Origin of the sequence: Streptomyces venezuelae, from assembly GCF_008642375.1 — a bacterium.
Taxonomy (GTDB): Bacteria; Actinomycetota; Actinomycetes; order Streptomycetales; family Streptomycetaceae; genus Streptomyces; species Streptomyces venezuelae_G.
This window is the reverse complement of the sequence record NZ_CP029194.1, coordinates 100,606-122,915: the sequence shown is the minus strand read 5'-3', so window position 1 is coordinate 122,915 and position 22,310 is coordinate 100,606. Positions and strand designations below refer to the sequence as shown.

Below are 22,310 nucleotides of genomic sequence, written 5' to 3'. Positions count from 1 at the left end.
ATGACGACGCCCGGACCCGGCGCACGACGCCTGTCCGCCGGCCGCCTCCACCTGCTCCGCGCCGCGCCCGCACCTCCGGACACCGGCCCCGGGCCGCTCCCGCCGGCCGCACGGCCGGACCCGGATGCCCGGGGCCCGCTGTCGTTCGCGCAGGAGCGGTTGTGGCTGGAGCACCGGCTGCACGACGGCGAGTCGGGCTACCACGTGCAGTTCGCGCTGCGCCTGCGCGGCCCGCTCGACGAGCCCGCCCTGGCCGCCGCGCTGAACAGCACGGTCGCCCGGCACAGCGCCCTGCACACCTGCTACCGGACCGGGGACGGCGACACACCCGTCCAGGTCAGGAACCCCGAGTGTGCGATCGCCCTGCCGGCCGCGCAGGCGGCGGGCCCGCGGGAGGAACAGAGTCTGCTGGCCGCCCACGCCCGGCCCCGTTTCGATCTCGAGACCGGCCCGCCGCTGAGGGCTCTGCTCGTCCGGCGCACCGACGAGCATCACGTCCTGTCCGTCGTCGTCCACCACATCGCGTTCGACGGCTGGTCCGTCGGCGTCGTCGTGCGGGACCTCACGGAGCTGTACGCGGCAGCGCGGGAAGGCCGACCGCCCGTGCTCCCCGAGCCGGTCCTGCAGTACGACGACTTCGCGGCCTGGCAGCGGGAACGGTACACCGAGGCCCGGCTGCGGCCCGGCCTGGAGTATTGGAGCTCCCTGCTGAAGGGGGCCCCGGCTACGCTCGCCCTCGGCACGCGAGGCCCGCGACCTGCCGTCCCGTCCCGCAGGGCGGTGACGCGCGCGGTCCGGATCGAGGGGCGCCTGTACGACGCCCTCACCGCTCTCGCGCGGCAGGAACGCGCCACCTTGTTCATGGCTCTCCTGGCCGCCTACCGGCTGCTGCTGGCCCACGAGTCGGGCCGGACCGACCTCGTGGTGGGCAGCCCGGTCGCCCACCGGGACACGGCCGGTGCCGAGGACGCCGTCGGCTGCTTCATCAACCTGCTCGCCCTGCGCGGCGACCTGTCCGGCTCACCGTCCTTCCGCGACCTGCTGGTGCGGGCCCGCGACGACGTACGGTCGGCTCTGGCCCACCAGGACGTCCCGTTCCAGCGGATCGTCCGTGAGCTGGACCTGCCGCGCACCCCCGGCAGCGCACCACTGGTGCAGGCACTGCTCACCGTCGACACGACTCCGTCGGCCGCGCAGGCCCCGTCCGAAGCCGGCGGGCTTGCCCTCGAACTCGTCGACACCGCGCCCGAGACAGCGGTGTACGACGTGGAGCTGGAGCTGAGCGCCGGTCCCGAGAGCCTGGCCGGGGTCTTGACCCTGGCGGCGGACGTGTTCGTCCAGGAGGACGCGAACCGGCTGGCCGGCCTGCTGACGGCCGTACTGGAACACGCCGTCGCCGACCCGGATCGGCCGGCCGCCGCCCTCCCGCCTCTGCGGAAGGGCCATCTGCCGCCGTCGGCCTCGGACGGCGTCGCGGCCGGACACGGTGTCGGCTTCCCCGAGCAGGAGTTCACCGCCCAGGCCGCGCGCACGCCAGGAGCCGTCGCCCTGATCCACCGCGACCGGACGACGACGTACGCCGAACTCGACGAACGGTCCGACCGGCTGGCGCAGGGTCTGGCCGGCCTCGGGGTCGGCCCGGGCGACCGGGTCGCGGTATGCCTGGACCGGACGCCGGACCTGCCCGCCGCGCTCCTCGGGGTGCTCAAGGCGGGCGCCGCCTATGTGCCGGTCGACCCGTCCTACCCCGCCGACCGGGTGCGCTTCGTCCTGGCCGACGCGTCCGTGGCGGCGGTCGTGACGGACGCGGCGGGCCAGGCCCGGCTGGGACATGTCCAAGGCCCTCAGCTGCTCGACGTCGAGTGCCTCGCCCACTCCCGTGGCACGCCCGCCGGCTCCGCCGGTGCGGCGGACCTCGCCTACGTCATCCACACGTCCGGGTCGACCGGGCAGCCCAAGGGCGTCATGGTCGAGCGCCGGCAGGTGGCGAACTTCTTCGCCTCCATGGACGGGTGCGTCGGGCCGGCGCAACCGGGCGATGCCTGGCTGGCCGTCACCAGCATGTCGTTCGACATCTCGGTGCTGGAACTGCTCTGGACCCTCGCCCGCGGCTACGCCGTCGTCCTGCACGGCGCGGGCGGCGCGCCCGTGCTCCCGGTGGCCGGCGGGCAGCGGAAGGTCGAGTTCAGCCTGTACTCGTTCCCCGCCGACGACGCGGAGGGCAGTCGCGGTGCGGGCGGGGAGGACTACCGGTTGCTGCTGGAAGCGGCCCGGTTCGCCGACGACCACGGCCTCACCGCCGTGTGGGTACCCGAACGGCACTTCCACCCCTTCGGCGGGGCCTACCCGAATCCGTCGGTGGCGGCCGCCGCCGTGGCCGCGGTCACCCGGCGGGTCGGCATCCGGGCCGGCAGTGTGGTGGCCCCGCTGCACCACCCGGTGCGCATCGCCGAGGAGTGGGCGATGGTCGACCGGCTGTCCGGCGGCCGGGTCGGAGTCTCCTTCGCCTCCGGCTGGCACCCCACGGACTTCGTGCTGGCCCCCGACCGCTTCCGGCCGCGGCAGGAGGAGACACACCGCACGCTGGAGACCGTACGCCGACTGTGGCGCGGCGAGACCCTCACCCTTCCCGACGGGACGGGACGGACGACCGGCATCACCGTCCGTCCGCGCCCGGTGCGCACCGAACTGCCCTGCTGGGTGACCACGTCGGGCAGCGAGGAGACGTTCCGGGCGGCCGGTGCCGCCGGTGCCCACGTCCTCACCCATCTGCTCGGCCAGGACGTCGACGGGCTTGCCGACCGGATCGCCGCCTACCGCGCGGCCTGGCGGGAGAACTCCGGGGCGCCGTACGACGGCCATGTCACGCTGCTGGTGCACGGGCTGCTCGGCTCCTCCGACGACACCGCCCGGGAACAGGCACGCGAGCCGCTGCTGCGCTATCTGCGCACGTCCCAGGACCTGTCCCGAACCGCCCGCGACCTGCCGGCGGACGACGACCGCGAGGAGGCGGAGCGTGCCCTGCGCGAGTCCGTCGAACGCCATCTCCTGCACACCGGCCTGTTCGGCACACCGGAGAGCTGCCTGCCGCTCGTGCGGCGCCTGTCGGAGGCCGGCGTGGACGAGATCGCCGTCCTCATCGACTTCGGGCTCCCCGACGAAACCGTCCTGACGGGCCTGCCGCACCTGGCAGACCTGCATCGCCTGGCGAACACCGTGACGGAACCGGCGGCGGACGGGCCCGACCCGGACGACGAGTCGGTCGCCTCGCTCATCACCCGCCACGGAGTCACCCATCTGCAGTGCACACCCTCCATGGCGCGGCTGCTGGTCGACGACGACGCCTCGCACACGGCCCTGGGCCGGCTGCGGCTGCTCGCCGTGGGCGGCGAGGCTCTGCCGCCAGCCCTGGCGGGACGGCTGCGAGCCGCCGGGCCGGACCGCGTCCTCAACATGTACGGCCCCACCGAGGCCACGATCTGGGCCGTCACCGGTGAGGTCCTCGACGCCGACGTGCCGGCCGGAACCGTTCCGATCGGCAGACCGATCCTCAACACTCCGGCGTACGTCCTGGACGGGGCTCTGCGCCCGGTCCCGCTCGGGCAGACCGGCGAGCTGTACCTGGGCGGGGAGGCCGTGGCCCGTGGCTATCTGGGCAGGCCGGCGCTGACCGCCGGGCGGTTCGTCGCGGACCCGTTCGGCGACGGGGCCCGGCTCTACCGGACCGGTGATCTGGCCCGGTGGCGGGCCGATGGGCGACTGGAGTTCCTCGGCCGTGTCGACCAGCAGGTCAAGATCCGGGGCTTCCGGGTGGAGCCGGGCGAGATCGAAGCCGTGCTCGCCGAGCACCCGTCGGTCGCCGCGTGCGCCGTGGTCGCCCGGGGGCCGTCCGGGGAGCAGCGCCTGGCGGCGTACTACACCCGCGCGGCCGGAGCGGCACCGCTCGGCGCCCGGGAGCTGCGCGAGCATCTCGCGGCACGGCTGCCGGCGGCCCTGCTGCCCACGGTGCTGCGGGAGATCGAGGCGCTCCCGCTGGCACCGGGTGGCAAGACGGACCGGGCGGCACTGCCCGACCCGTTCCGTAGCCCGGCGGAGGACACGACCGACCCGGCACCCGCGCCGGCCCGGACCGGGCACGGCGCGGCAGAAGACGCCACAGACCCGCCCCCGGCCTCCCTGGGAGCCGAGGTCACCGCACCCGCACCGGCCCCGATCGGGCCCGGCGCCGCGGAGGAGGAAGCCCCGGCCGCCCAGGTACTCGCCGAAGTGTTCGCCGAGGTCCTGGCCACCGGGACCTTCGGGCTGCACGACGACTTCTTCGCCCACGGCGGTGACTCGATCCTTGTCATCAGGGCCGTGGACCGGGCGAGCCGTCGTGGGCTGGTCATCACCCCGTCCCTGCTGATGCGCAATCCGAACCCGGCCGCGCTCGCTCCGTACGCCCGGCGGGTCGTGCCCTCGCGGACGGCCGGCGGATCCGTTACGGGGCCGGTTCCGCTCACCCCGATCCAGCGCTGGTTCACCGACCAGAATGCGCCGGACCCCTCTCACTACAACCACGCGATGCTGCTGGAATCACCGAGGGCGCTGCGCACGGGCACGATCGCCCAGGCCGCGCAGCACCTGTTGGCCCATCACGACGCCCTGCGCACCCGCTTCACCCCCGACGGCCCCGACGGGTGGCAGCAGCGCGTCGTCAGCGTCGAAGAGGCGGACACCGTCCCCGTGGACCGGATCGCGCTGACCGGGCGCGGTCCCGCCGCGGACGCCGCGGTCATCGAGGACGCCGGCGCCCGACTGCAGGCGCGGCTGTCGCTCCAGGAGGGCCCGCTGATGCGGCTGGTCCACTTCGACGGCCTCGGCGCGGTGCCGGACCGTCTGCTGTTGATCGTGCATCACCTTGTCGTGGACGGTATCTCCGGCCGGATCCTGCCGGAGGACCTGTGGTCCGCCTACCAGCAGGCGGAACGGGGCGAACCCATCGTGCTGCCCACCCGTACGGCCTCCTTCCGGTCCTGGTCGCGTGCGCTGGCCGACCACGCGGGCTCGCCCGCGGTGGCGGCGGAGGCGGACCACTGGCTGAAGCTCCCCTGGTGCGAGACCGGCCCGCTGCCCGTGGACCACGAGCAGGCCGAGGACCTGGAGGCCGACGAGCGCTACGAGGTGGTCGAGCTGGACCCGGGGCGGACCCGCCGGCTGCTCCGCGAGGCCACCGGCACCGGCCGCGCCCACATCGACGACGTGCTGCTCACCGCACTGGCGGGTGCCCTGGCCCCCTGGTCGGGGCACCGCAGAGTGCTCGTGGATCTCGAAGGCCACGGCCGTGAGGGCCTGCTCGGCCTCGATGTCTCCCGTACGGTCGGCTGGTTCACCTCGCTCTACCCGGTCCTGCTGCCTGCCACGACCGGTGCCACGCCGAACGACGTGGCCCGGACCGGGGAGGTGCTGCGGGCCGTGCCGCACCGGGGTATCGGCTACGGCGTGCTGCGTCACCTCTCCACCGATCCGGGCCTCCGCGCCCGCCTGGCCGCCCTGCCGCGGGCCGAGGTCATCTTCAACTACCTGGGCCAGTTCGACGGCTCGCTGGGCCCGTTCCGGATTCTGCGGGACCCGGTGGGTCCGGACCGCGGTCCGGCCGGACGGCGCAGCCACCGTCTGATGATCAGCGGCTCGGTGGAGGCCGGCCGGCTCCGCGTGGAATGGGCGTACAACCACCGTGTCCACAGGGCGGAGACGATCCGCTCGGTGGCCGAGAAATTCATGTCCCTGCTGTGTGAGGTGGTGGAACGTGCCGACGCACGGGCGGAGCACTGACGTGCAGGACGCCGGCAGCGAGGTCCGCGGCCCGGAGGGGCCGCAGACCCTGCACGAGCTCTTTCGGGCCAGGGGGGCTGAGCGGCCGTCGGCGATCGCCGTCGTCTGCGGCGACGAGGCAGTGACGTACGCGGAGCTGGACGACCGCTCGGACCGGCTTGCCGCGCGACTGGCCGCGGCCGGCGCCGGGCCCGAACAGCTCGTGGGGATAGCTCTGCACCGTTCGGTCGACCTCGTCGTGGCCGTCCTGGCCGTGCTGAAGACCGGGGCCGGATATCTGCCCCTCGACCCCGCACTGCCGCCCCGCAGGCTGGAGTACATCCTTTCCGACGCCCTGCCCGTGTGCACGGTGACCGACTCGACGCTCGCCAAGGACCGGGGCGAACCCGGCCACGGCGAGCTGGTCCTCGTCGACGTCATGGCCACGGGCGGCCACCCGGAGGGGGCGCCACCGGCCCCCGCGCGACCCTCCGCCCTGCCCGACCACCTCGCCTACGTCATCTACACCTCGGGATCCACCGGCAATCCCAAGGCGGTTGCCGTCACGCACCGCAACGTACTGCGCCTGTTCTCCACCACGCACCGGACCTTCGGCTTCGGGCCGGACGACGTGTGGACGCTGTTCCACTCCTACGCCTTCGACTTCTCCGTGTGGGAGATCTGGGGCGCCCTGCTGTACGGCGGCAGGCTCGTCGTCGTACCGGCGGACACCACACGGTCGCCCGCCGCACTGCTCGAACTCCTGGAATCCGAGGGCGTGACGGTCCTCAACCAGACACCTTCGGCGTTCCACGAACTCGACCGTGAGGACCGGTCCCCGACCGCGACGGCCATCGCCCCGTCCCTGCGTCTGGTCATCTTCGGCGGGGAGCGCCTCGACCCGGCCCTGCAGGCCGACTGGTTCGCCCGCCACCCCGACCGGCCCGCGCTCGTCAACATGTACGGGATCACCGAGACCACCGTCCACGTCACCCACCACGTCCTCGGCGCATCCGAGGCCGTCCCGGGTTCGCCCAGCACGATCGGCGGTCCGCTGGACGACCTGCGCGTGCACCTCCTGGACGAACGGCTTCGGCCGGTGCCGCCCGGTGCCGTGGGCGAGTTGTACGTCGCGGGGCCCGGCCTGGCCCGCGGCTACCTGCGCCGGCCGGGCCTGACGGCGTCCCGGTTCGTCGCCGAACCCTCCGGCCCGGCCGGCAGCCGCATGTACCGCACCGGCGACCTGGCCCGCCGAGGCCCCGGGGGCCGACTGGAGTACCTGGGCCGGGCCGATCAGCAGGTCAAGATCCGGGGCTTCCGGATCGAACCGGGCGAGGTCGAGGCCGCCCTCGTCACACACCCCGACATCACGGCGGCGGCGGTCACCGTCCGCGAGGACCGTCCGGGCGACCGGAGACTGGTCGGCTACGTCGTACCCGCCGACGACCGGATCCGCTCGTCCGGCAGGGAGCGGCGGATCGACGGCTGGCGGTCCGTCTTCGACGACACCTACCGGGACTCCGCGCAACGGCCCTTCGGCAGCGACTTCAGCGGCTGGAACAGCGCCTACGACGGACAGCCGATCCCCGTGGCGGAGATGGAGGAGTGGCGGCGGGCCACGGTCGAGCGCATCCGGGCCCTGCGGCCTCGGCGGGTGCTGGAGATCGGAGTCGGCAGCGGGCTGATCCTCTCCGAGGTCGCCCCGCACTGTGCCGCGTACTGGGGCACGGACCTGTCGCGGGAGGGCATCGCCGCACTGCGGCACCACGTGGCAGGCCGGCCGGATCTGGCCGGCCGGGTGGAACTGGCGGTCGGGTCCGCCGACGACACCTCCGGGCTGCCGTCCGGCTTCTTCGACACGATCGTCCTCAACTCGGTGACGCAGTTCTTCCCCGACGCCGACTATCTGGCCGACGTGCTGCGGCGCTGTGCCGACCTTCTGGTGCCGGGCGGTGCCGTGTTCGTGGGAGACGTACGCAATCTGCGGCTGCACCGGCACCTGACGACCGCCGCCGAGGTCCGCCGCCGAGGTGCCGGGCTTCCGCCGGAACGCCTGCGCGGAGCCGTGGATCGCGTCCTGCGGGCCGAGCAGGATCTGCTCGTCGCACCCGAGTTCTTCACCGCGCTGGGGCAGGACGTCCCCGGCATCGCCGAGGTGGACGTACGGCTCAAGCGTGCCCGCCACCACAACGAACTCAGCCGCTACCGCTACGACGTCGTGCTGCGCACGGAAGGCGGCGACCGGAGCCCCGCGGAGGCCCCGGAACTCGTGCTGCACTGGGGGCGGGACGTCACGGGCGTGGACGAACTGGCGACCAGGATCACGACCGGGCGGCCCACCCGGCTGCGGATCCGCGGTGTCCCCAACGCCCGTCTCGACGAGGACCTCGCCGTCCTGAGGGAGGTGTACGAGGGGGAGAACGACGGATCACCGGGCGTGGACCCCGAGCATGTCGCGGACATCGCCGACGCCCTCGGCTACGCCACGGCAGCCACCTGGACGACCGACGCCGAGGACGGCCGGATGGACATCGTCTGTGTCCCGGCCCCGGCCTCGGGCGTGCCACCAGAGGTCGGCGAGATCCGGCCCGAGCCGTCGGCCCGACAGCGGAACGAGCCCCTCGGGACGTACACCAACCGGCCGGGAACCGCGTTCGAGACGGCGGCGCTGTCGTCCGAACTGCGGACCCATCTGCGCCGCTGGCTGCCCGACCCCCTGGTGCCCGCCGCGTTCGTGGTCCTGGAACGCCTCCCGCTGACCACGAACGGCAAGGTCGACCGGTCCTCGCTGCCGGCTCCGGAGACCCGTGTGGGGGGAGGAGGCGGTGCCGAGCCGCGCACCCGCGAGGAGCGTGTGATCTGCCAGATCATGGAGGATCTGCTGGGCATCACGGGGATAGGCACCGACCAGGACTTCTTCCTGCTCGGCGGCCACTCCCTCATGGCCACACGGCTGGTCGGCCGCATCCGCGCCGAACTCGGGGCCGAGCTGACGGTGCGGCAGGTCTTCGAGACCCCCACCGCGGCGGACCTTGCCGCAGGACTCGGCGCGGCCACCCGTCTACGGCCGCTGACGGCGGCCACCGTCCGGCCTCAGGCGTTCCCGTTGTCCTCCGCACAGCGCAGGCTGTGGTTCCTGTACGACATGGACCGCGAGTCCCCTGCCTACAACGTGCCGTTCGTGTTTCGGCTGGGCGGGCCGGGCGGGCCGGTTGATCCGGCTGTTCTGGGGTTGGCTTTGGGTGACCTGGTGGAGCGGCACGAGGGTTTGCGGACTGTGTTTCCTGAAGAGGGGGGTGTGCCGCGGCAGGTGGTGCTGGATCCGGGTGCGGTGGCGTTGCCGGTGGTGGCGGTTCGCGCGGATGAGTTGGAGGCCGCCATGGCGGTGGCTGCTCGTGAGCCGTTCGATCTGGTGGCGGGGCCGGTGATGCGTGCCTCGCTGTTCGAGACCGAGCGGGGCGAGCGGGTGCTGCTGCTCGTGCTGCATCACATTGTGTGTGATGGTTGGTCGGCGGATGTGCTCGCGCGCGATCTGGCTCAGGCCTATTCGGCGCGGAGTGTCGGTGTGTCCCCGGATTGGTCGCCCTTGCCGGTGACTTACCGTGACTACACGCTGTGGCACCGCGAGCTTGTGGGTGACGCCACCGATCCCGACAGCCTCCACACTCGTCAACTCGCCTACTGGGCCGGGCAGCTTCGGGGGGTCCCGCCGGAGTTGGCCCTGCCGACCGACCGGCCTCGCCCGCTGCGTGCGTCGGGCCGTGGCGGTCTTGTCACCTTCACCTGGGAACCTGACCTGCATGCCCGGGTGGTGCGCCTCGCGCGGCAGGCCAACGCGACCGTCTTCATGGTCCTGCACGCGGCGTGGGCTGCCCTGCTCACGCGGTTCGGCGCTGGCACGGACATCGTGCTCGGCACACCCGTCGCCGGGCGTACGGACCACAGCCTCGATGACCTCGTGGGCCATTTCGTCAACACCCTCGTGCTGCGCACGGACACGGGTGGCAATCCCACCTTCGCTGGCCTGCTCGGCCGGGTGCGTGAGACGGATCTTGCCGCGTACGCCCACCAGGACCTGCCCTTCGCCGACCTCGTCGCCGCGCTCAACCCGCCCCGCAGCCCCTCCCACCACCCCCTCTTCCAAGTCATGCTCTCCCTCCACCGGCAGAGCCCGGACGGCTGGCCCGTGGAGACCGAACTGGCTGGGCTCGGTATCGCCCGGTTCGACCTGTCGCTCGGGCTGACCGAGAAGACCGACGGCGACGACACCCCCGCCGGGATCACCGGTGTCCTGGAGTACGCCGCGGACCTGTTCACCCGGGAGACCGCCGCGCGGATGGTGACGGGCCTCGAGCGGTTGCTGGAGGCCGTCTGCTCCGACGCCGCCCTGCGCATCGACGAGATAGCTCTGCCGAGCACGGACACGGCTTCGGCTGGTCGCGACGCCACGCACCGCACCGCATCCGAGCCGGCGGACGACGCTTCCGGCGCCACCGTCCATGGCTTCTTCGAGGAACAGGCGGCCCGGACCCCCGACGCGACAGCCGTCACCGGACCCGACGGCACGCTCACGTACCGAAGGCTCGATGAACGGGCGCACCGGCTGGCCCGGTTGCTGACGGCGAAGGGCGCCGGACCCGAGCGAGTGGTCGCCCTGTCTCTGCCGCGCTCGGCCGAACTGGTCGTCGCCCTGCTGGCGACGCTGAAGGCGGGAGCGGCGTTCCTCTACGTCGATCCCGCGCTGCCCGCGGCCCGGGTCCGCGAGTTGCTGGCCGACAGCGGCGCTGTGCTGCTGGTGTGCGGGTCGGACATGCGGGCCGTGGCCTCCGGCCCGCCTCGGCTCGTCCTGGGCGATCCCGGGACGGAGGCCGCGCTCGCGGCCCCGCCGCCGGACGCCGGCCCGGCCGCTCCGCCCGACCCGCGCCACCCGGCCACGGTCGTCTACACCTCGGGGTCTACCGGCCGGCCCAAGGGCGTCGTCGTCACCCACCAGGCCCTGGCCGGGCTCCTGCGCAGCCACCTGTGCCGGCGTATCCCGCCCACAGGACCCAGGGAACGGCTGACCGTCGCGCACACCGCCTCGTTCGCCTTCGACGCGTCCTGGGATCCGCTGCTGTGGATGTTCGCGGGCCATCGGCTGCTGGTGTTCGACGGCGAGACCGTGCGCGACCCGGCCGCGCTGGTGGAGCGCATCGGTTCCGACCGGGTCGACGTCCTGGACACGACCCCGTCGCACGCCTATCACCTGCTGTCGGCCGGGCTGCTGGACGCCGCGCACCGGCCGTCGATCGTGGTCCTGGGCGGCGAGCCGCTGCCCGAGTCGCTCCGGAACACGCTGACCGGGGCGGGTCTCGTCGTGCACGACCTGTACGGGCCCACCGAGAGCACGGTCGACGCGTACGCCTGGCGTTCGGGCCCGGGTACCCCGGTCGAGGGCGAGGCGGTGAACGGCACCGTGCTGCAGGTCCTGGACGCGAGCCTGCGTCCGGCGCCGCCGAACACTCCCGGTGAGCTGTACCTGTCCGGCCCCGGCCTGGCCCGTGGCTATCTGGACCGGCGCGGACTGACCGCCCAGCGGTTCGTGGCCGATCCGTCGGGCCCTCCGGGCTCCCGTATGTACCGGACCGGGGACCTGGCCCGGCGAGCGGCGGACGGCACCCTGGAGTTGCTGGGCCGAAGCGACGACCAGGTGAAGATCCGGGGCTTCCGGGTCGAGCCGGGCGAGGTCGAAGCCGTCCTCGGGGCGTGCCCGGGCGTCGGTCAGGTGGTGGTCGTCGCCGTACATGACGAGGACCTCGGCTCACGTCTGGTGGCGTACGTCACGCCGGCCGATGTCGACACCGACGCCTTGCGGGCGCGTCTGTCCACCACCCTGCCGCCCTATCTGGTGCCGGCCGCCATCGTCCCCCTGACGCGGATGCCGTTGACCGGCAACGGCAAGATCGACCGGGCGGCCCTGCCTCGGCCCGACCGTCCCCGCTCCACGCCGTCCGGGTCCCGCACGGCACGGGAGGAGGTCGTGTGCGGCATCTTCGCCGACGTCCTCGGGCTGGACCGGGTGGATCCCGAGGACGACTTCTTCGCCCTGGGCGGGCACTCGCTGCTTGCGACACAGGTGGTCAGCCGCATCTCCTCAGCACTCGACGACGCCCTGTCCCCGACGTCGCTGTTCCAGACACCGACGCCGCGTGCGCTGGCCGCCGCCTCCGGCGAACAGGCTGCACGGCCGCGACCACGACCGCTGGAGTGCTCCGATCCTGCCCCGCTGCCTCCTGCCCAGTTCCAGCTGTGGTTCCACAACCAGCTGAGCGGGGCTGCCCCCACCTATAACGTGCCGTTCGTGTTTCGGCTGGGCGGGCCGGGCGGGCCGGTTGATCCGGCTGTTCTGGGGTTGGCTTTGGGTGACCTGGTGGAGCGGCACGAGGGTTTGCGGACTGTGTTTCCTGAAGAGGGGGGTGTGCCGCGGCAGGTGGTGCTGGATCCGGGTGCGGTGGCGTTGCCGGTGGTGGCGGTTCGCGCGGATGAGTTGGAGGCCGCCATGGCGGTGGCTGCTCGTGAGCCGTTCGATCTGGTGGCGGGGCCGGTGATGCGTGCCTCGCTGTTCGAGACCGAGCGGGGCGAGCGGGTGCTGCTGCTCGTGCTGCATCACATTGTGTGTGATGGTTGGTCGGCGGATGTGCTCGCGCGCGATCTGGCTCAGGCCTATTCGGCGCGGAGTGTCGGTGTGTCCCCGGATTGGTCGCCCTTGCCGGTGACTTACCGTGACTACACGCTGTGGCACCGCGAGCTTGTGGGTGACGCCACCGATCCCGACAGCCTCCACACTCGTCAACTCGCCTACTGGGCCGGGCAGCTTCGGGGGGTCCCGCCGGAGTTGGCCCTGCCGACCGACCGGCCTCGCCCGCTGCGTGCGTCGGGCCGTGGCGGTCTTGTCACCTTCACCTGGGAACCTGACCTGCATGCCCGGGTGGTGCGCCTCGCGCGGCAGGCCAACGCGACCGTCTTCATGGTCCTGCACGCGGCGTGGGCTGCCCTGCTCACGCGGTTCGGCGCTGGCACGGACATCGTGCTCGGCACACCCGTCGCCGGGCGTACGGACCACAGCCTCGATGACCTCGTGGGCCATTTCGTCAACACCCTCGTGCTGCGCACGGACACGGGTGGCAATCCCACCTTCGCTGGCCTGCTCGGCCGGGTGCGTGAGACGGATCTTGCCGCGTACGCCCACCAGGACCTGCCCTTCGCCGACCTCGTCGCCGCGCTCAACCCGCCCCGCAGCCCCTCCCACCACCCCCTCTTCCAAGTCATGCTCTCCCTCCGGGACGCCCACCAGCCGACCGAACCGTCCTTGGAACTGGCCAGGTGGGAAGAGGCCGTGCACACCGGGACGGCTGTCTACGACCTGCACATCGAGGTCACCGCGCACCGCGACCCGGACGGCCGGCCCGGGGCCTTGGAAGGGACCCTCGGGTACAGCACCGACCTGTTCGACCAAGGGACGGCCGAACGGATCGCCCGCGCGTACGAGCACCTGCTCGCGTCGGCCGTCACCGACCCATCCCTGACACTGAGCTCCCTGAGATCACATCCGAACGAACCGAGGAGGCGTCCATGAGCACCAATCCCTTCGACGACGAGAACGGCACCTTCCACGTCCTGGTCAACGACGAGGACCAGCACTCGCTGTGGCCCGCCTTCGCCGAGGTACCGGCCGGCTGGCGGGTCGTGTTCGGCGAGGAGAGCCGCGCGAACTGCCTGCGGTACGTGGAGGAGCACTGGACGGACATGCGGCCGCGTGGTCTGCGCGAGGCCATGGCCACCGGCTGATCCCGCGGGACGGCTACGGGGCTACACGGGGACGCGGGACGGATCTTCGGAGGCGTCCCGCCTCTTCGTGGATTCGAAAGTATGGGAAGGAATCTGGTCGATCACCACCGTGAACGCACCCTCGGCAGCCAGTTGCAGGAGGAACTCGAAGTCCTCGACACGCTCGGGCGTGGAGCCGGCGGCGACGTTGCCGCGGGCGCGGACGGTGCCGCCCAGGCCCGCGACGGCCAGCAGCACGCCTTTGGGGCTCAGCAGGCGTCGACCGGCCGCGATCGAAAGGTTGCCGACGGCGTCCAGCACCACGTCGAAGCGATCGGCGAAGCCGGCCAGTCGGTGCAGGTGTAGTCGATGACCCGTGCGGCTCCCCGGTAGGTCACCAGGCCGGCGTTCGCCGTGCTGGTCACACCGGTGACGGTCGTGCCGAAGTGCTTCGCCAACTGGACCGCGTTCGCGCCGATCGCGCCTGACGCACCGCTGACGGGTATCGACTTGCCGCGGCCACCGATGCCTTGTCCCGCAGGAAGAACAGGGCTGTCGAGCCTCCGAACAGCAACCCCGCCGCATCTTCGTGGTTCCCGCGTACGGCTACCTCGCGAGTTTCTTCGCAGGCACCGCGACGTACTCGGCATGTGCTCCCGGTTTCACTCCGGTCATGCCGCACACTTCGTCACCCGGTGCCATGTCACGGATGCTCGCGCCAACGGCCACGACCTTGCCGGCGAGGTGACGGTAGAGCGACATCGCCTCGACGTCGAGTTCCTCGCCGACGTTGCACCTGCACACCTGCGCGAGGCCGTCGCGGTCGATGACCTGTACAGCGGCGTCGACACGTTGCGGGACGCCCTGGCGAACTGGATCTTCACCCCGGATGGAGCTGCCAGAGCCCCGGCAGCCGTGGCGACAGGCGATGACCGACCGCGCGGCGTCGGCCCGCGCCACGCTGTCGGAACAGCCCTGGGCCCTGGGCCTCGTCGAGTCGCGCCGCTCCCCGGGCCCGGCCCTGCTCCGGCACCACGGCACCATGCTCGGCTGCTGCGCAGCAACGGATTCCCGATGGCGTCGGCGTCACACGCCTTCTCCTCGACCGACGCCTACGTCTGCGGCTTTGTGCCGACTGAGCTCAACCAGCCCTTCGACGCCGCCTCCGGAGTCGAAGACTTCGTCGGTGAGAGGCAGGAGCATCCCTTCTTCAACGTCTACCCGCACCTGGCCGAGCTGATTGCCGAGCACGCGATGCATCAGGACTGCTCCTACACCGACGAGTTCGAGTACGGCCTCGACCTCATCCTCGACAGCCTCGAATCACGCCTGGCACAACACGAGCCATCAGGGCGTGGACGATGATGTGCTCGATCCCGGAATCGGCCCGACCTGGTCCGCAAGGGGAGTCGTGCGGGTGGACGGCGACCTTCTCCGCATCGCCTGGCTTGGCCGCGCCCACCAGATTGCGTCGTGCCCACTGGTCCCCTCGTGAATGAGGTATCCCAGGGTGAGGCCCTCGCCCCCAAGGGCGACATCGACAGGAATCCCGGGCGGAGGGTCGGCTCGATCCCGACAGCGTATTGCCAATTCCGTCGCACGGGCGGGTGCGTATGGTCAGTCGATCACGGCGATGGCTTCGATCTCGGCCAGGTGCTCGGGGATGTCCAGAGCCGCGACGCCCAGCAGTGTGCCCGGCGGTACCGGGGTGACCCCGAGCTTCGCGGCTGCCCGGGCGATCCCGTCCATGAGCTGGGACATTTTGCCGGGCGTCCAGTCGACGACGTAAATGGTCAGCTTCGCCACGTCGTCGAAGGAGGCGCCGACCTCCGCCAGGGCGGCGCCGACGTTGAGGTAGCACTGCTCGACCTGGGCGGCGAGGTCGCCTTTACCAACGGTGACCCCGTTGACGTCCCAGGCGACCTGTCCGGCGATGAAGACCAACTTCGAGCCGGTCGCGATCGACACCTGCCGGTAGGCGTCGACTTCCGGCAATCCGCTCGGGTTCACCAGGGTGATGGCCATGCTGCGCGCCTCCCTTGTTGTGAGCGCCCGTGAGTCCGTTGACATCAAGCCCACGACACGCTTGCTCTCTTGTGGTTACTCAGGAACCGTAGGAGAGTGTCCGCTGACATGGAAGAACGCACTTTTCGGTGACTGGGGAACCTGATGGTGACCAAGCAGTTCACGGGCTCGCCCGACGAAGCAGACCTCAGGCGCGCGGACTCCCTGGCGCGGGAGATCTTCTCGGACGTCGCCAACAAGTGGGCGCTCCTGATCATCGAGGCTCTGGGGGATCGCACCCTGCGCTTCGGTGAGGTGCGGGACGAGATCGAGGGCATCAGCCACAAGATGCTCACCCAGAACCTGCGCATGCTGGAGCGTTACGGTCTGGTCGAGCGGATGGTGCACCCTGTCGTGCCGCCGCGGGTGGAGTACACCCTCACCGAGCCGGGCCAGGCCCTGCGGGTGACGATCGACGGACTGTGCGACTGGACCCACCGGTACCTCGGTCACATCGAGGCGTCCCGCCACCGCTTCGACGCCTGACAGATGGGCGCGCGTGGCCGGCGGCGGCCGGCCTTGAGAGCTCACCAATGGCCCCCTGAGCCGCCACGTGCCGCAACAGCCGCACCGTGAACCCGTCCATCGGACCGTCCCTGTCTCCGGAGTCACCGGCGCCTCGACTTGCGGTACCGGGCCTCCGAGTGCCGACGCCCGGCGATCGACTCGCCCAGCGATTCGTCGGTCGCGGTCAAGCCTGCTTCCGGCGTTCCGGCTGTGGCAGGTGGTCAGTCTCGGGATGACGTGAAGCCGGCCCTGTCCGCGTACGCGCCAGTGTGCCCACGTGGGTACAGGTGAACGGGCTTGTCGTTGATCTTCTGCTGTGCTGACGAGGGTCAGGTGAGGGGTGCCGCCGGGCCGGAGGACGGTCGGAAGCACCTCCGCCGCTTCTGCCCGATCGGGGCGCCACCGTAAGTGGCTGGCGTGTCGTTGCTCGACGGTCGGTCTCTTCGTGCGGATGTCGTGGCAGAGCCGGTCTGAATGGGCGGGCCGGCGACCCGATCGTGTGCCAGGAGACGAGCCTGTCGGGCGGCCGGCGTGGATCGTCAGGGGATCGGGTTCAGGTTGACTGCACAGAGTCGAGGAAGCGGCCGACGCCTTCGACGCGGGGGTGTTTCCGGAAGACGGGGGCGAGGTTACGGATTTGGCCAATGCAGCGGGAGGCCCCGGTCCGTTGGGCGAGGTGCAGTGCCTGGTATGCGGTGGCAGCGCCTTGGTCGATCTCGCCTTGGCGTAGGAGGCTCTCGGCCGCCTAGGTGAGGAAGACCGCCCGGGTCTTGTCGCGGGCGGTGGGCAGGAGGGCCACGCCCTGGGCGATCTGGAGGCGGGCGGGTCCGGGTTCGCCGGGTTCGATGAGCAGCGGCCGGTGTCGACGGCCAGGTCGGCCGTGCTCATCCACGAGCACCACGCCTGGGGCGTGCCGGTCTCATTGTCGACGGGGTCCAGGGTGGCCCACTGCCGGGCGAGCGCCGTGAGCGCGGCGGGAGCGAGTCCGGTGATCGTTCGGCGGTTGAGCATGGCGCGGTGTTGTGCCTCTCTGAGAGAGGCGACCGTCGACCCTGTGCCCAAGGGGACGGGCGCCTCGGTGCCGGGCAGCCGGCAGGGGTTTGACGGCGACCCACCGCGCGCTGCAGATGCGGATCGTCCGAGAGCCGCCCGAAGCCGACGAGCGCGTCCGTGTCCCGCGCGACGACCTCGAGGGCGTACTCCTCCCGGGGAACGGCCCGCGCGGAGACCATCGACCGCTCGACGATCCCCACCCTTCGTTCGCCGGAAGACGACAACTCGGGCGCCGGGAAAGAGGGGTTCATTACTCTGCACGAGTGCTTTCATATGATGAGTTGACCCAGTCGGAGCGGGAGCTGTGGGATGCCTTCCCCGAGGGGCGTCGCGTAAGCCTGCGCACGACCACGTCCGATGCGAACGGGCACACAGCAGGCACCGAATGGGCCCCTGAGCACTCGGTCCGGGCGGCCGTCATCGCCGCACTGCTCCTCGGCGCCAACGACGAGCGGGCCGGTGCCGTCTCCGCCCTGCACCTCACGGGAGCGCGGATCACCGGCCTCCTCGACCTGTCCGGAGCCGAGATCGGCCACACCCTGTGGTTCGAGGACTGTCTGCTGGACGAAGCGGTACGGCTACGGGGGACCACGACCAGGACGGTCAGGATCCGGAACAGCCGGCTCCCGGGAATCGACGCCGGGCTCGCCCGGATCGAGGGCGCGCTGGACCTCAGGAGCACGACGCTCGAAGGCGGCTCCCTCAGCCTCATCAACGCCCGTGTGGCAGGGGAGTTGACCCTGACCGACGCGATGATCTCGAGCCCTGAGGAATGGGCCGTGTTCGCCGGCGGACTCGTCATGGAGGGTGCCGTGTTCGCCAAGCGACTCACCACGAGGGGCGGGTTCCGCATCCCCGGGGCACAACTGCCCGGGGGGCTGTTCCTCCAGGGCGCCCGGCTGGAGAACCCCCGCGGCACCGCGCTCGCCGCGGGCCATGTGGTCGCCTCGACCGTGGACTGCTCGCAGGGGTTCACCGCCCAGGGGACCGTACGACTGCGAGGCGCCCGCATCGAGGACCTGCTGACCTTCGAGGGAGCGCGTCTGAACGGGGACGGCACCGCCCTCGTCGGCACGGCCATGCACGTGGGCGACTTCGACTTCAGGACCGCCGCACCCCCTTGCGGAGCGGTGGATCTCCGCTCCGCGCACGCCACTTGGTGTCAGGACGGCGAGCGGTCCTGGCCGAAGGACGTCCTCCTCGAAGGTTTCACGTACGACTCCATCCGCTTCGGGGACGCGGCATCCGGCGAAGGCGCGACGCGAGAGGACGAGGTCGCGGACCGCCTGGCATGGGTCCGCAGGAATCCCGGCTACGCCCCACAGCCGTACGAGCAACTGGCGGGCAGGTACCGGCAGATCGGCCACGACGGCGACGCGCGCAGGGTTCTCCTCGCGAAACAGCGCCATCGCCGCCGCACGCTGCACCCCGCCGGACGCCTGTGGGGCTGTCTCCTGGACGTCACCGTCGGCTACGGCTACCGGCCATGGCTGGCCGGCGTATGGCTTCTCGCGCTGACCCTGCTCGGCACGCTGGTCTTCAGAGCACACTCCCCCTCTCCCGTGAAGCCGGGGGAAGGAGCCCCCTTCCAGCCCTTCGTCTACACCCTCGACCTGCTCATCCCCATCGGCGGCCTCGGGCACCGCACCGCCTGGTACTGGACAGACGGCGTCAGCCAGTGGCTGGCCTACGTGCTGATCGCCGCGGGCTGGATGCTCACCACGGCCGTCGTCGCGGGGATGACCCGGACCCTGAACAGAAACTAGGGCGTGCGTCGGGTCGTGATCCATGAGCACCGCGGTGCCTCCGGCGTGGCTTGCGGGGTGCACTTCGTGGGGTCCGCGGTCCATGCGGAGCTCGGCGAGAGCCGTGGTGGCACGGCGCGTGAGGCGCACGCGGGGGTCAGGACCGAGGAGGACGTCGCGCATGGCGCGGGTCGGTGCGTACGACAGGCCACGGGCTTCACCGCTCTGCCATGTGGCGATGCCGCCGTCCTCGACGGCTTCGACGAAGGCGCGGCGGCGTGCCCAGTCGATGAAGGTGATTTGCCGGCTGCGGCCGGCAAGGGGCAGGCGGCGCGGGTCCTGGCCTTCCTCGGTGAGGACGGTGGGGTCGGTTGTGCCGATCTCGGTACGTCCGGCGAGCAGGGTGAACTCGGGAGGTGCCGGTGAAGGAGGCGGTCGGCTCCATGAAGTGCCGTCGACCGAAGCGCTCAGGATGTGGTGATGCCGAGAGCGGACGCGACGCGAGCGTCGGACATCTGCTCCCGCGGGGCGGTCGGGCCCTGGTCAGATCGTGACCGGGCCGTGGGCGGTGGCGAACTCGACCGAGACCAGACCCGGTTCCTCATCCTCGACCCACGTGACGTCGATCTGGTCGAGGGGGTGGTCGGCCGGTTCGCCGAGGAATTCGGCGATGGAGGCGGCGTTGCCGGCGATGGAGACCCCGTGGATGGCGGTGGAGGTGCGCGGGTCCGCGCTCGGGCGCTCCTCGGTGGGGACCAACCACTGGAGGAAGTAGGGCAGTTGCGGGTCCTCCAGCAGTTCCAGCAGGCCGATCTGCTTCCACTTCAGGTCGAACCCGTCGGGGCGGACACGGTGGCCCTCGGTCGAGGTGCGGCCGAGGCGGGCCTCGACCGGGACGATGTCGTCGACGGAGACCACCCAACCGAGCCAGCCGCCGCCCTCGGCGGCGCGGCGGGCGACCGCCTGACCGAAGGGTGCGCGGTCGGCGGCGGGGTGGTCGAGCGTGGTGACGACCTCGACGTAGGTGCCGCCGCTCAGCGGGAGAATGAAATTGCGGGTGCCGAATCGCGGGTGCACGCCTCCGTCGACGAACCCGGCGCCAAGGGCCGATCCGATCCACTGGACGGTCGAGACGAAGCTATCGCGGGTCACCGCATAGGACACGTGATCAAGTCGCACAGCGCCATCATTGCCCGACAACCCGCACAAATCCCGACGCCACGCCCGCTGCCCCGGTCGCGTCCGCCGTGGATTCGGTCGTGGAGCGGATCGACCGCTATGTCCCTGCTCAAGGCAAGGACTGCGGAGGCGATCCTGCCGCGCCCCAGCGGCGGCACCGGCCACTCGCCCTGCAAGAACCCCAGCACCCGAGCCGTGAAGGAAACCGACTGGGCCAAGATCACCTGCCCCGCTGCGGCGCCGCCCCCGGCACCCGGCACCGTCCGCACCCCCAGGGGCACCGTCACCGGCTCCCGGCTCCCGCACCGGGAACACCCCCGGGTGGTCCGTCGCGTCCTCGCCGCGGCCGCCACGCAGAAGAAGCGTGAGAAGCAGCAGGGAAGCTGCCGGCCGCGAGGATCACCATTCGCTGCCCTTCCAGGCGGGCCCTCTGGTGCCGCCGACCATGCGCCCGTACTGCGGCGTCAGGCCGCGACGGGGAGTAATGGCACCGATAGTGACTGGGGTATCTCAAACCGGCGGCCGGGTCCGGGTCGGTGACATGTGCCGGCCGGGCGGGTGATGCCCCGGCCCGGGGGCACGGGCTTCTTCGGCGAACGCGTCGACGTTGTCGACCGGTTGCGTGCCGCCGAGGCCGAGACCCGGCGAGCTCCCGGCATGGGCCGGGCCAGTGCCCCGCCCGTCTTCCACAGGAACGGGACGTCCACCGCGTCCGCGGCCCGATCCGCCGACCGCTGAGATGTGCCACCCCGACCGTTCGGCGCGCTGCGGACGAACGCAGCGTCTCCGAGCGCAGCAGCGCAACCGCGCTCGGCAGGTCCCCGCCGCACTCGTCTGCCGTCGCTGATCCAACCCCCCGGGTGCCAGGACTCCCAGGGCGTCGGGGACCTTGCCGGTGGAGCTCGCCTGTGCCGTCGCGACAGCCCGGTGTCCTCTGATCGGGTCCCGTCGCCCCCGCTCGGGGCTTTGGGGGTGGCCGGCCCTTCGGGTTCTGTCTGTCGGATGTCGTGTTCAGACCGTACGTCGTAGTGGTCCGGGGAGTCTGCGTCGAGGTGCTGTTCGGGCCGGGTGGGTGACCTGGCGGGGCATCCGGGGGTGCAGTTGTCGGTGTGGTCGTGTTGGCTTGGTGCGGTCGGCGGACAGTACGGGGTATGGATGTCGAGGAGATTGCCGAGGAGCTGTACGGGCTGAAGCCGGGCGAGTTCACCGCGGCGCGGGACGCATACGTGGCCGAGGCCCGCAGGGCGAAGGACACGGTGGCTGCGAAGGCGATCGCGGCGCTGCGTCGGCCGTCGCTGGCGGCGTGGGCCGCGAACCAGCTGGCCCGCCGGCAGCCGGACGAGGCCGCGAGGTTCCTGGAGCTGGGCGAGACGCTGAGGGAAGCCCACCGGACGCTCGACGGCGAGCAGCTGCGTGCGGCGGGCCGCAGGCAGCACCAGCTGGTCGGCACGCTCGCCCGGACCGCGGCCGCTCTGGCCCGGGAGGCCGGGCAGCCGGTGAGCGACACGGTGCTCCACGAGATCGAGCAGATCCTCCACGGCGTACTCGCCCACTTGGACGTCGCCGAACTGTGGTCAACGGGCCGGCTCGTGAAGACGCCCGAGGCCGCGGTCGGCTTCGCCGTCATCGCCCCGGACAAGGTGTCCGCCCGCCCGGCCCCGGCCGAACAGCCGAAGCCGAAGCCGAAGGCGAAGCCGGAGCGCGGGGCGGCGCGTCTACGCGACCTCGAGCGCGCTCGTACGACGGCCGCGGAGGCCGTCGCCGAGGTCGGCCGGCTCGAGGGGGAGCTCGGTGAAGCGCGCAGCAGGCAGACGACCGACGAGGACAAGGTGGCGGAGGCGGTCGACCTGGTGCGCCGCCTGGAGGACGAGCTTCAGCATGCCCGGCAGGCGAAGGCCGAGACCGCCGCCGCCGCGTCGGAGGCCGGTAAGGCGGTGAAGGCGGCGGAGCGCGCCCTGGGGGAGGCGCGCCGGGTTGCCGAGCGGGCCGTTCGTACGGTGGAGCGTCTGGAGCAGCAGGGTGAGCGGTAGGCGGCCTCGCCGGCGAGGCTGCCTCAGCGGCCTGCACGCCTGGGCCAGTTCCCCGAGCCCGAGCCCGAGCCCGAGTCCGAGACGGAGCCGGCCGGACGGACGTGGCGACCGCCCGCGCCCCGAGCGCGCCGCC

Annotated in this window: 12 protein-coding genes; 7 read left to right on the top strand and 5 right to left on the bottom strand. The window is 71.8% G+C overall.

Annotated elements, in window-relative coordinates:
- The 3 genes from DEJ46_RS00540 to DEJ46_RS00530 are packed head-to-tail and all read left to right on the top strand — an operon-like array spanning nucleotide 1 to nucleotide 13,620.
- Nucleotides 1-5,814: a MupA/Atu3671 family FMN-dependent luciferase-like monooxygenase gene (locus DEJ46_RS00540; RefSeq protein WP_150263399.1), complete on the top strand. Its 5,814-nt coding sequence runs from the start codon at nucleotides 1-3 to the stop codon at nucleotides 5,812-5,814.
- The gene (locus tag DEJ46_RS00535; protein WP_317852154.1) at nucleotides 5,789-13,408 is read left to right on the top strand and encodes a non-ribosomal peptide synthetase; all 7,620 of its coding nucleotides are present in this window, start codon (nucleotides 5,789-5,791) and stop codon (nucleotides 13,406-13,408) included. Before DEJ46_RS00540 ends, DEJ46_RS00535 begins: the two co-directional genes overlap by 26 nt.
- Entirely contained in the window at nucleotides 13,405-13,620 is a 216-nt protein-coding gene (locus DEJ46_RS00530) for an MbtH family protein (protein WP_150263396.1), read from the top strand. Before DEJ46_RS00535 ends, DEJ46_RS00530 begins: the two co-directional genes overlap by 4 nt.
- Before the next feature lie 21 nt (nucleotides 13,621-13,641).
- Here the strand turns inward: DEJ46_RS00530 and DEJ46_RS40830 are convergent, their stop codons facing one another.
- Nucleotides 13,642-14,184, bottom strand: a complete 543-nt coding sequence (locus tag DEJ46_RS40830; protein ID WP_411757703.1) for a zinc-binding dehydrogenase — start codon at nucleotides 14,182-14,184, stop codon at nucleotides 13,642-13,644.
- A 21-nt stretch (nucleotides 14,185-14,205) separates the two neighbouring features.
- Nucleotides 14,206-14,559 carry an alcohol dehydrogenase catalytic domain-containing protein gene (locus DEJ46_RS39515; protein WP_223835553.1) on the bottom strand — a complete coding sequence of 118 codons (354 nt, stop codon included), beginning with the start codon at nucleotides 14,557-14,559 and terminating at the stop codon, nucleotides 14,206-14,208.
- On the opposite strand from DEJ46_RS39515, the gene DEJ46_RS39510 reads away from it, so the two are divergent.
- Nucleotides 14,515-14,964: a TetR/AcrR family transcriptional regulator C-terminal domain-containing protein gene (locus tag DEJ46_RS39510; protein WP_223835419.1), complete on the top strand. Its 450-nt coding sequence runs from the start codon at nucleotides 14,515-14,517 to the stop codon at nucleotides 14,962-14,964. The genes DEJ46_RS39515 and DEJ46_RS39510 overlap by 45 nt on opposite strands.
- Before the next feature lie 252 nt (nucleotides 14,965-15,216).
- On the opposite strand, the gene DEJ46_RS00515 is transcribed toward DEJ46_RS39510, so the two are convergent.
- Nucleotides 15,217-15,624, bottom strand: a complete 408-nt coding sequence (locus DEJ46_RS00515; RefSeq protein ID WP_150263392.1) for a RidA family protein — start codon at nucleotides 15,622-15,624, stop codon at nucleotides 15,217-15,219.
- A 144-nt stretch (nucleotides 15,625-15,768) separates the two neighbouring features.
- Between DEJ46_RS00515 and DEJ46_RS00510 the strand changes: the two genes are divergently transcribed.
- On the top strand, nucleotides 15,769-16,149 hold the full coding sequence (locus DEJ46_RS00510; RefSeq protein WP_150263390.1) for a winged helix-turn-helix transcriptional regulator: 381 nt from the start codon (nucleotides 15,769-15,771) through the stop codon (nucleotides 16,147-16,149).
- A 766-nt stretch (nucleotides 16,150-16,915) separates the two neighbouring features.
- Here DEJ46_RS00510 and DEJ46_RS38930 read toward each other — a convergent pair.
- Nucleotides 16,916-17,071 carry a hypothetical protein gene (locus tag DEJ46_RS38930; protein ID WP_190622361.1) on the bottom strand — a complete coding sequence of 52 codons (156 nt, stop codon included), beginning with the start codon at nucleotides 17,069-17,071 and terminating at the stop codon, nucleotides 16,916-16,918.
- Between the two features lie 415 nt (nucleotides 17,072-17,486).
- Here DEJ46_RS38930 and DEJ46_RS00505 point away from each other — a divergent pair, with 415 nt between their 5' ends.
- Complete coding sequence (locus tag DEJ46_RS00505) at nucleotides 17,487-18,989, top strand: oxidoreductase (protein ID WP_150263388.1); 1,503 nt, start codon at nucleotides 17,487-17,489, stop codon at nucleotides 18,987-18,989.
- Between the two features lie 522 nt (nucleotides 18,990-19,511).
- Here the strand turns inward: DEJ46_RS00505 and DEJ46_RS00495 are convergent.
- Nucleotides 19,512-20,132: a VOC family protein gene (locus tag DEJ46_RS00495; protein WP_223835418.1), complete on the bottom strand. Its 621-nt coding sequence runs from the start codon at nucleotides 20,130-20,132 to the stop codon at nucleotides 19,512-19,514.
- Nucleotides 20,133-21,298: 1,166 nt separating this feature from the next.
- Between DEJ46_RS00495 and DEJ46_RS00490 the strand changes: the two genes are divergently transcribed.
- Nucleotides 21,299-22,177 carry a hypothetical protein gene (locus tag DEJ46_RS00490; RefSeq protein ID WP_150263384.1) on the top strand — a complete coding sequence of 293 codons (879 nt, stop codon included), beginning with the start codon at nucleotides 21,299-21,301 and terminating at the stop codon, nucleotides 22,175-22,177.
- Nucleotides 22,178-22,310 lie beyond the last annotated feature (133 nt).

Bases quoted from the DNA above. Each gene is read 5' to 3' on its own strand.
- DEJ46_RS00515 (WP_150263392.1), bottom strand. From the start codon at position 15,624: ATGGCCATCACCCTGGTGAACCCGAGCGGATTGCCGGAAGTCGACGCC.
- DEJ46_RS00540 (WP_150263399.1), top strand. From the start codon at position 1: ATGACGACGCCCGGACCCGGCGCACGACGCCTGTCCGCCGGCCGCCTC.
- DEJ46_RS00530 (WP_150263396.1), top strand. From the start codon at position 13,405: ATGAGCACCAATCCCTTCGACGACGAGAACGGCACCTTCCACGTCCTG.
- DEJ46_RS40830 (WP_411757703.1), bottom strand. From the start codon at position 14,184: ATGCGGCGGGGTTGCTGTTCGGAGGCTCGACAGCCCTGTTCTTCCTGC.
- DEJ46_RS00490 (WP_150263384.1), top strand. From the start codon at position 21,299: ATGGATGTCGAGGAGATTGCCGAGGAGCTGTACGGGCTGAAGCCGGGC.
- DEJ46_RS00510 (WP_150263390.1), top strand. From the start codon at position 15,769: ATGGTGACCAAGCAGTTCACGGGCTCGCCCGACGAAGCAGACCTCAGG.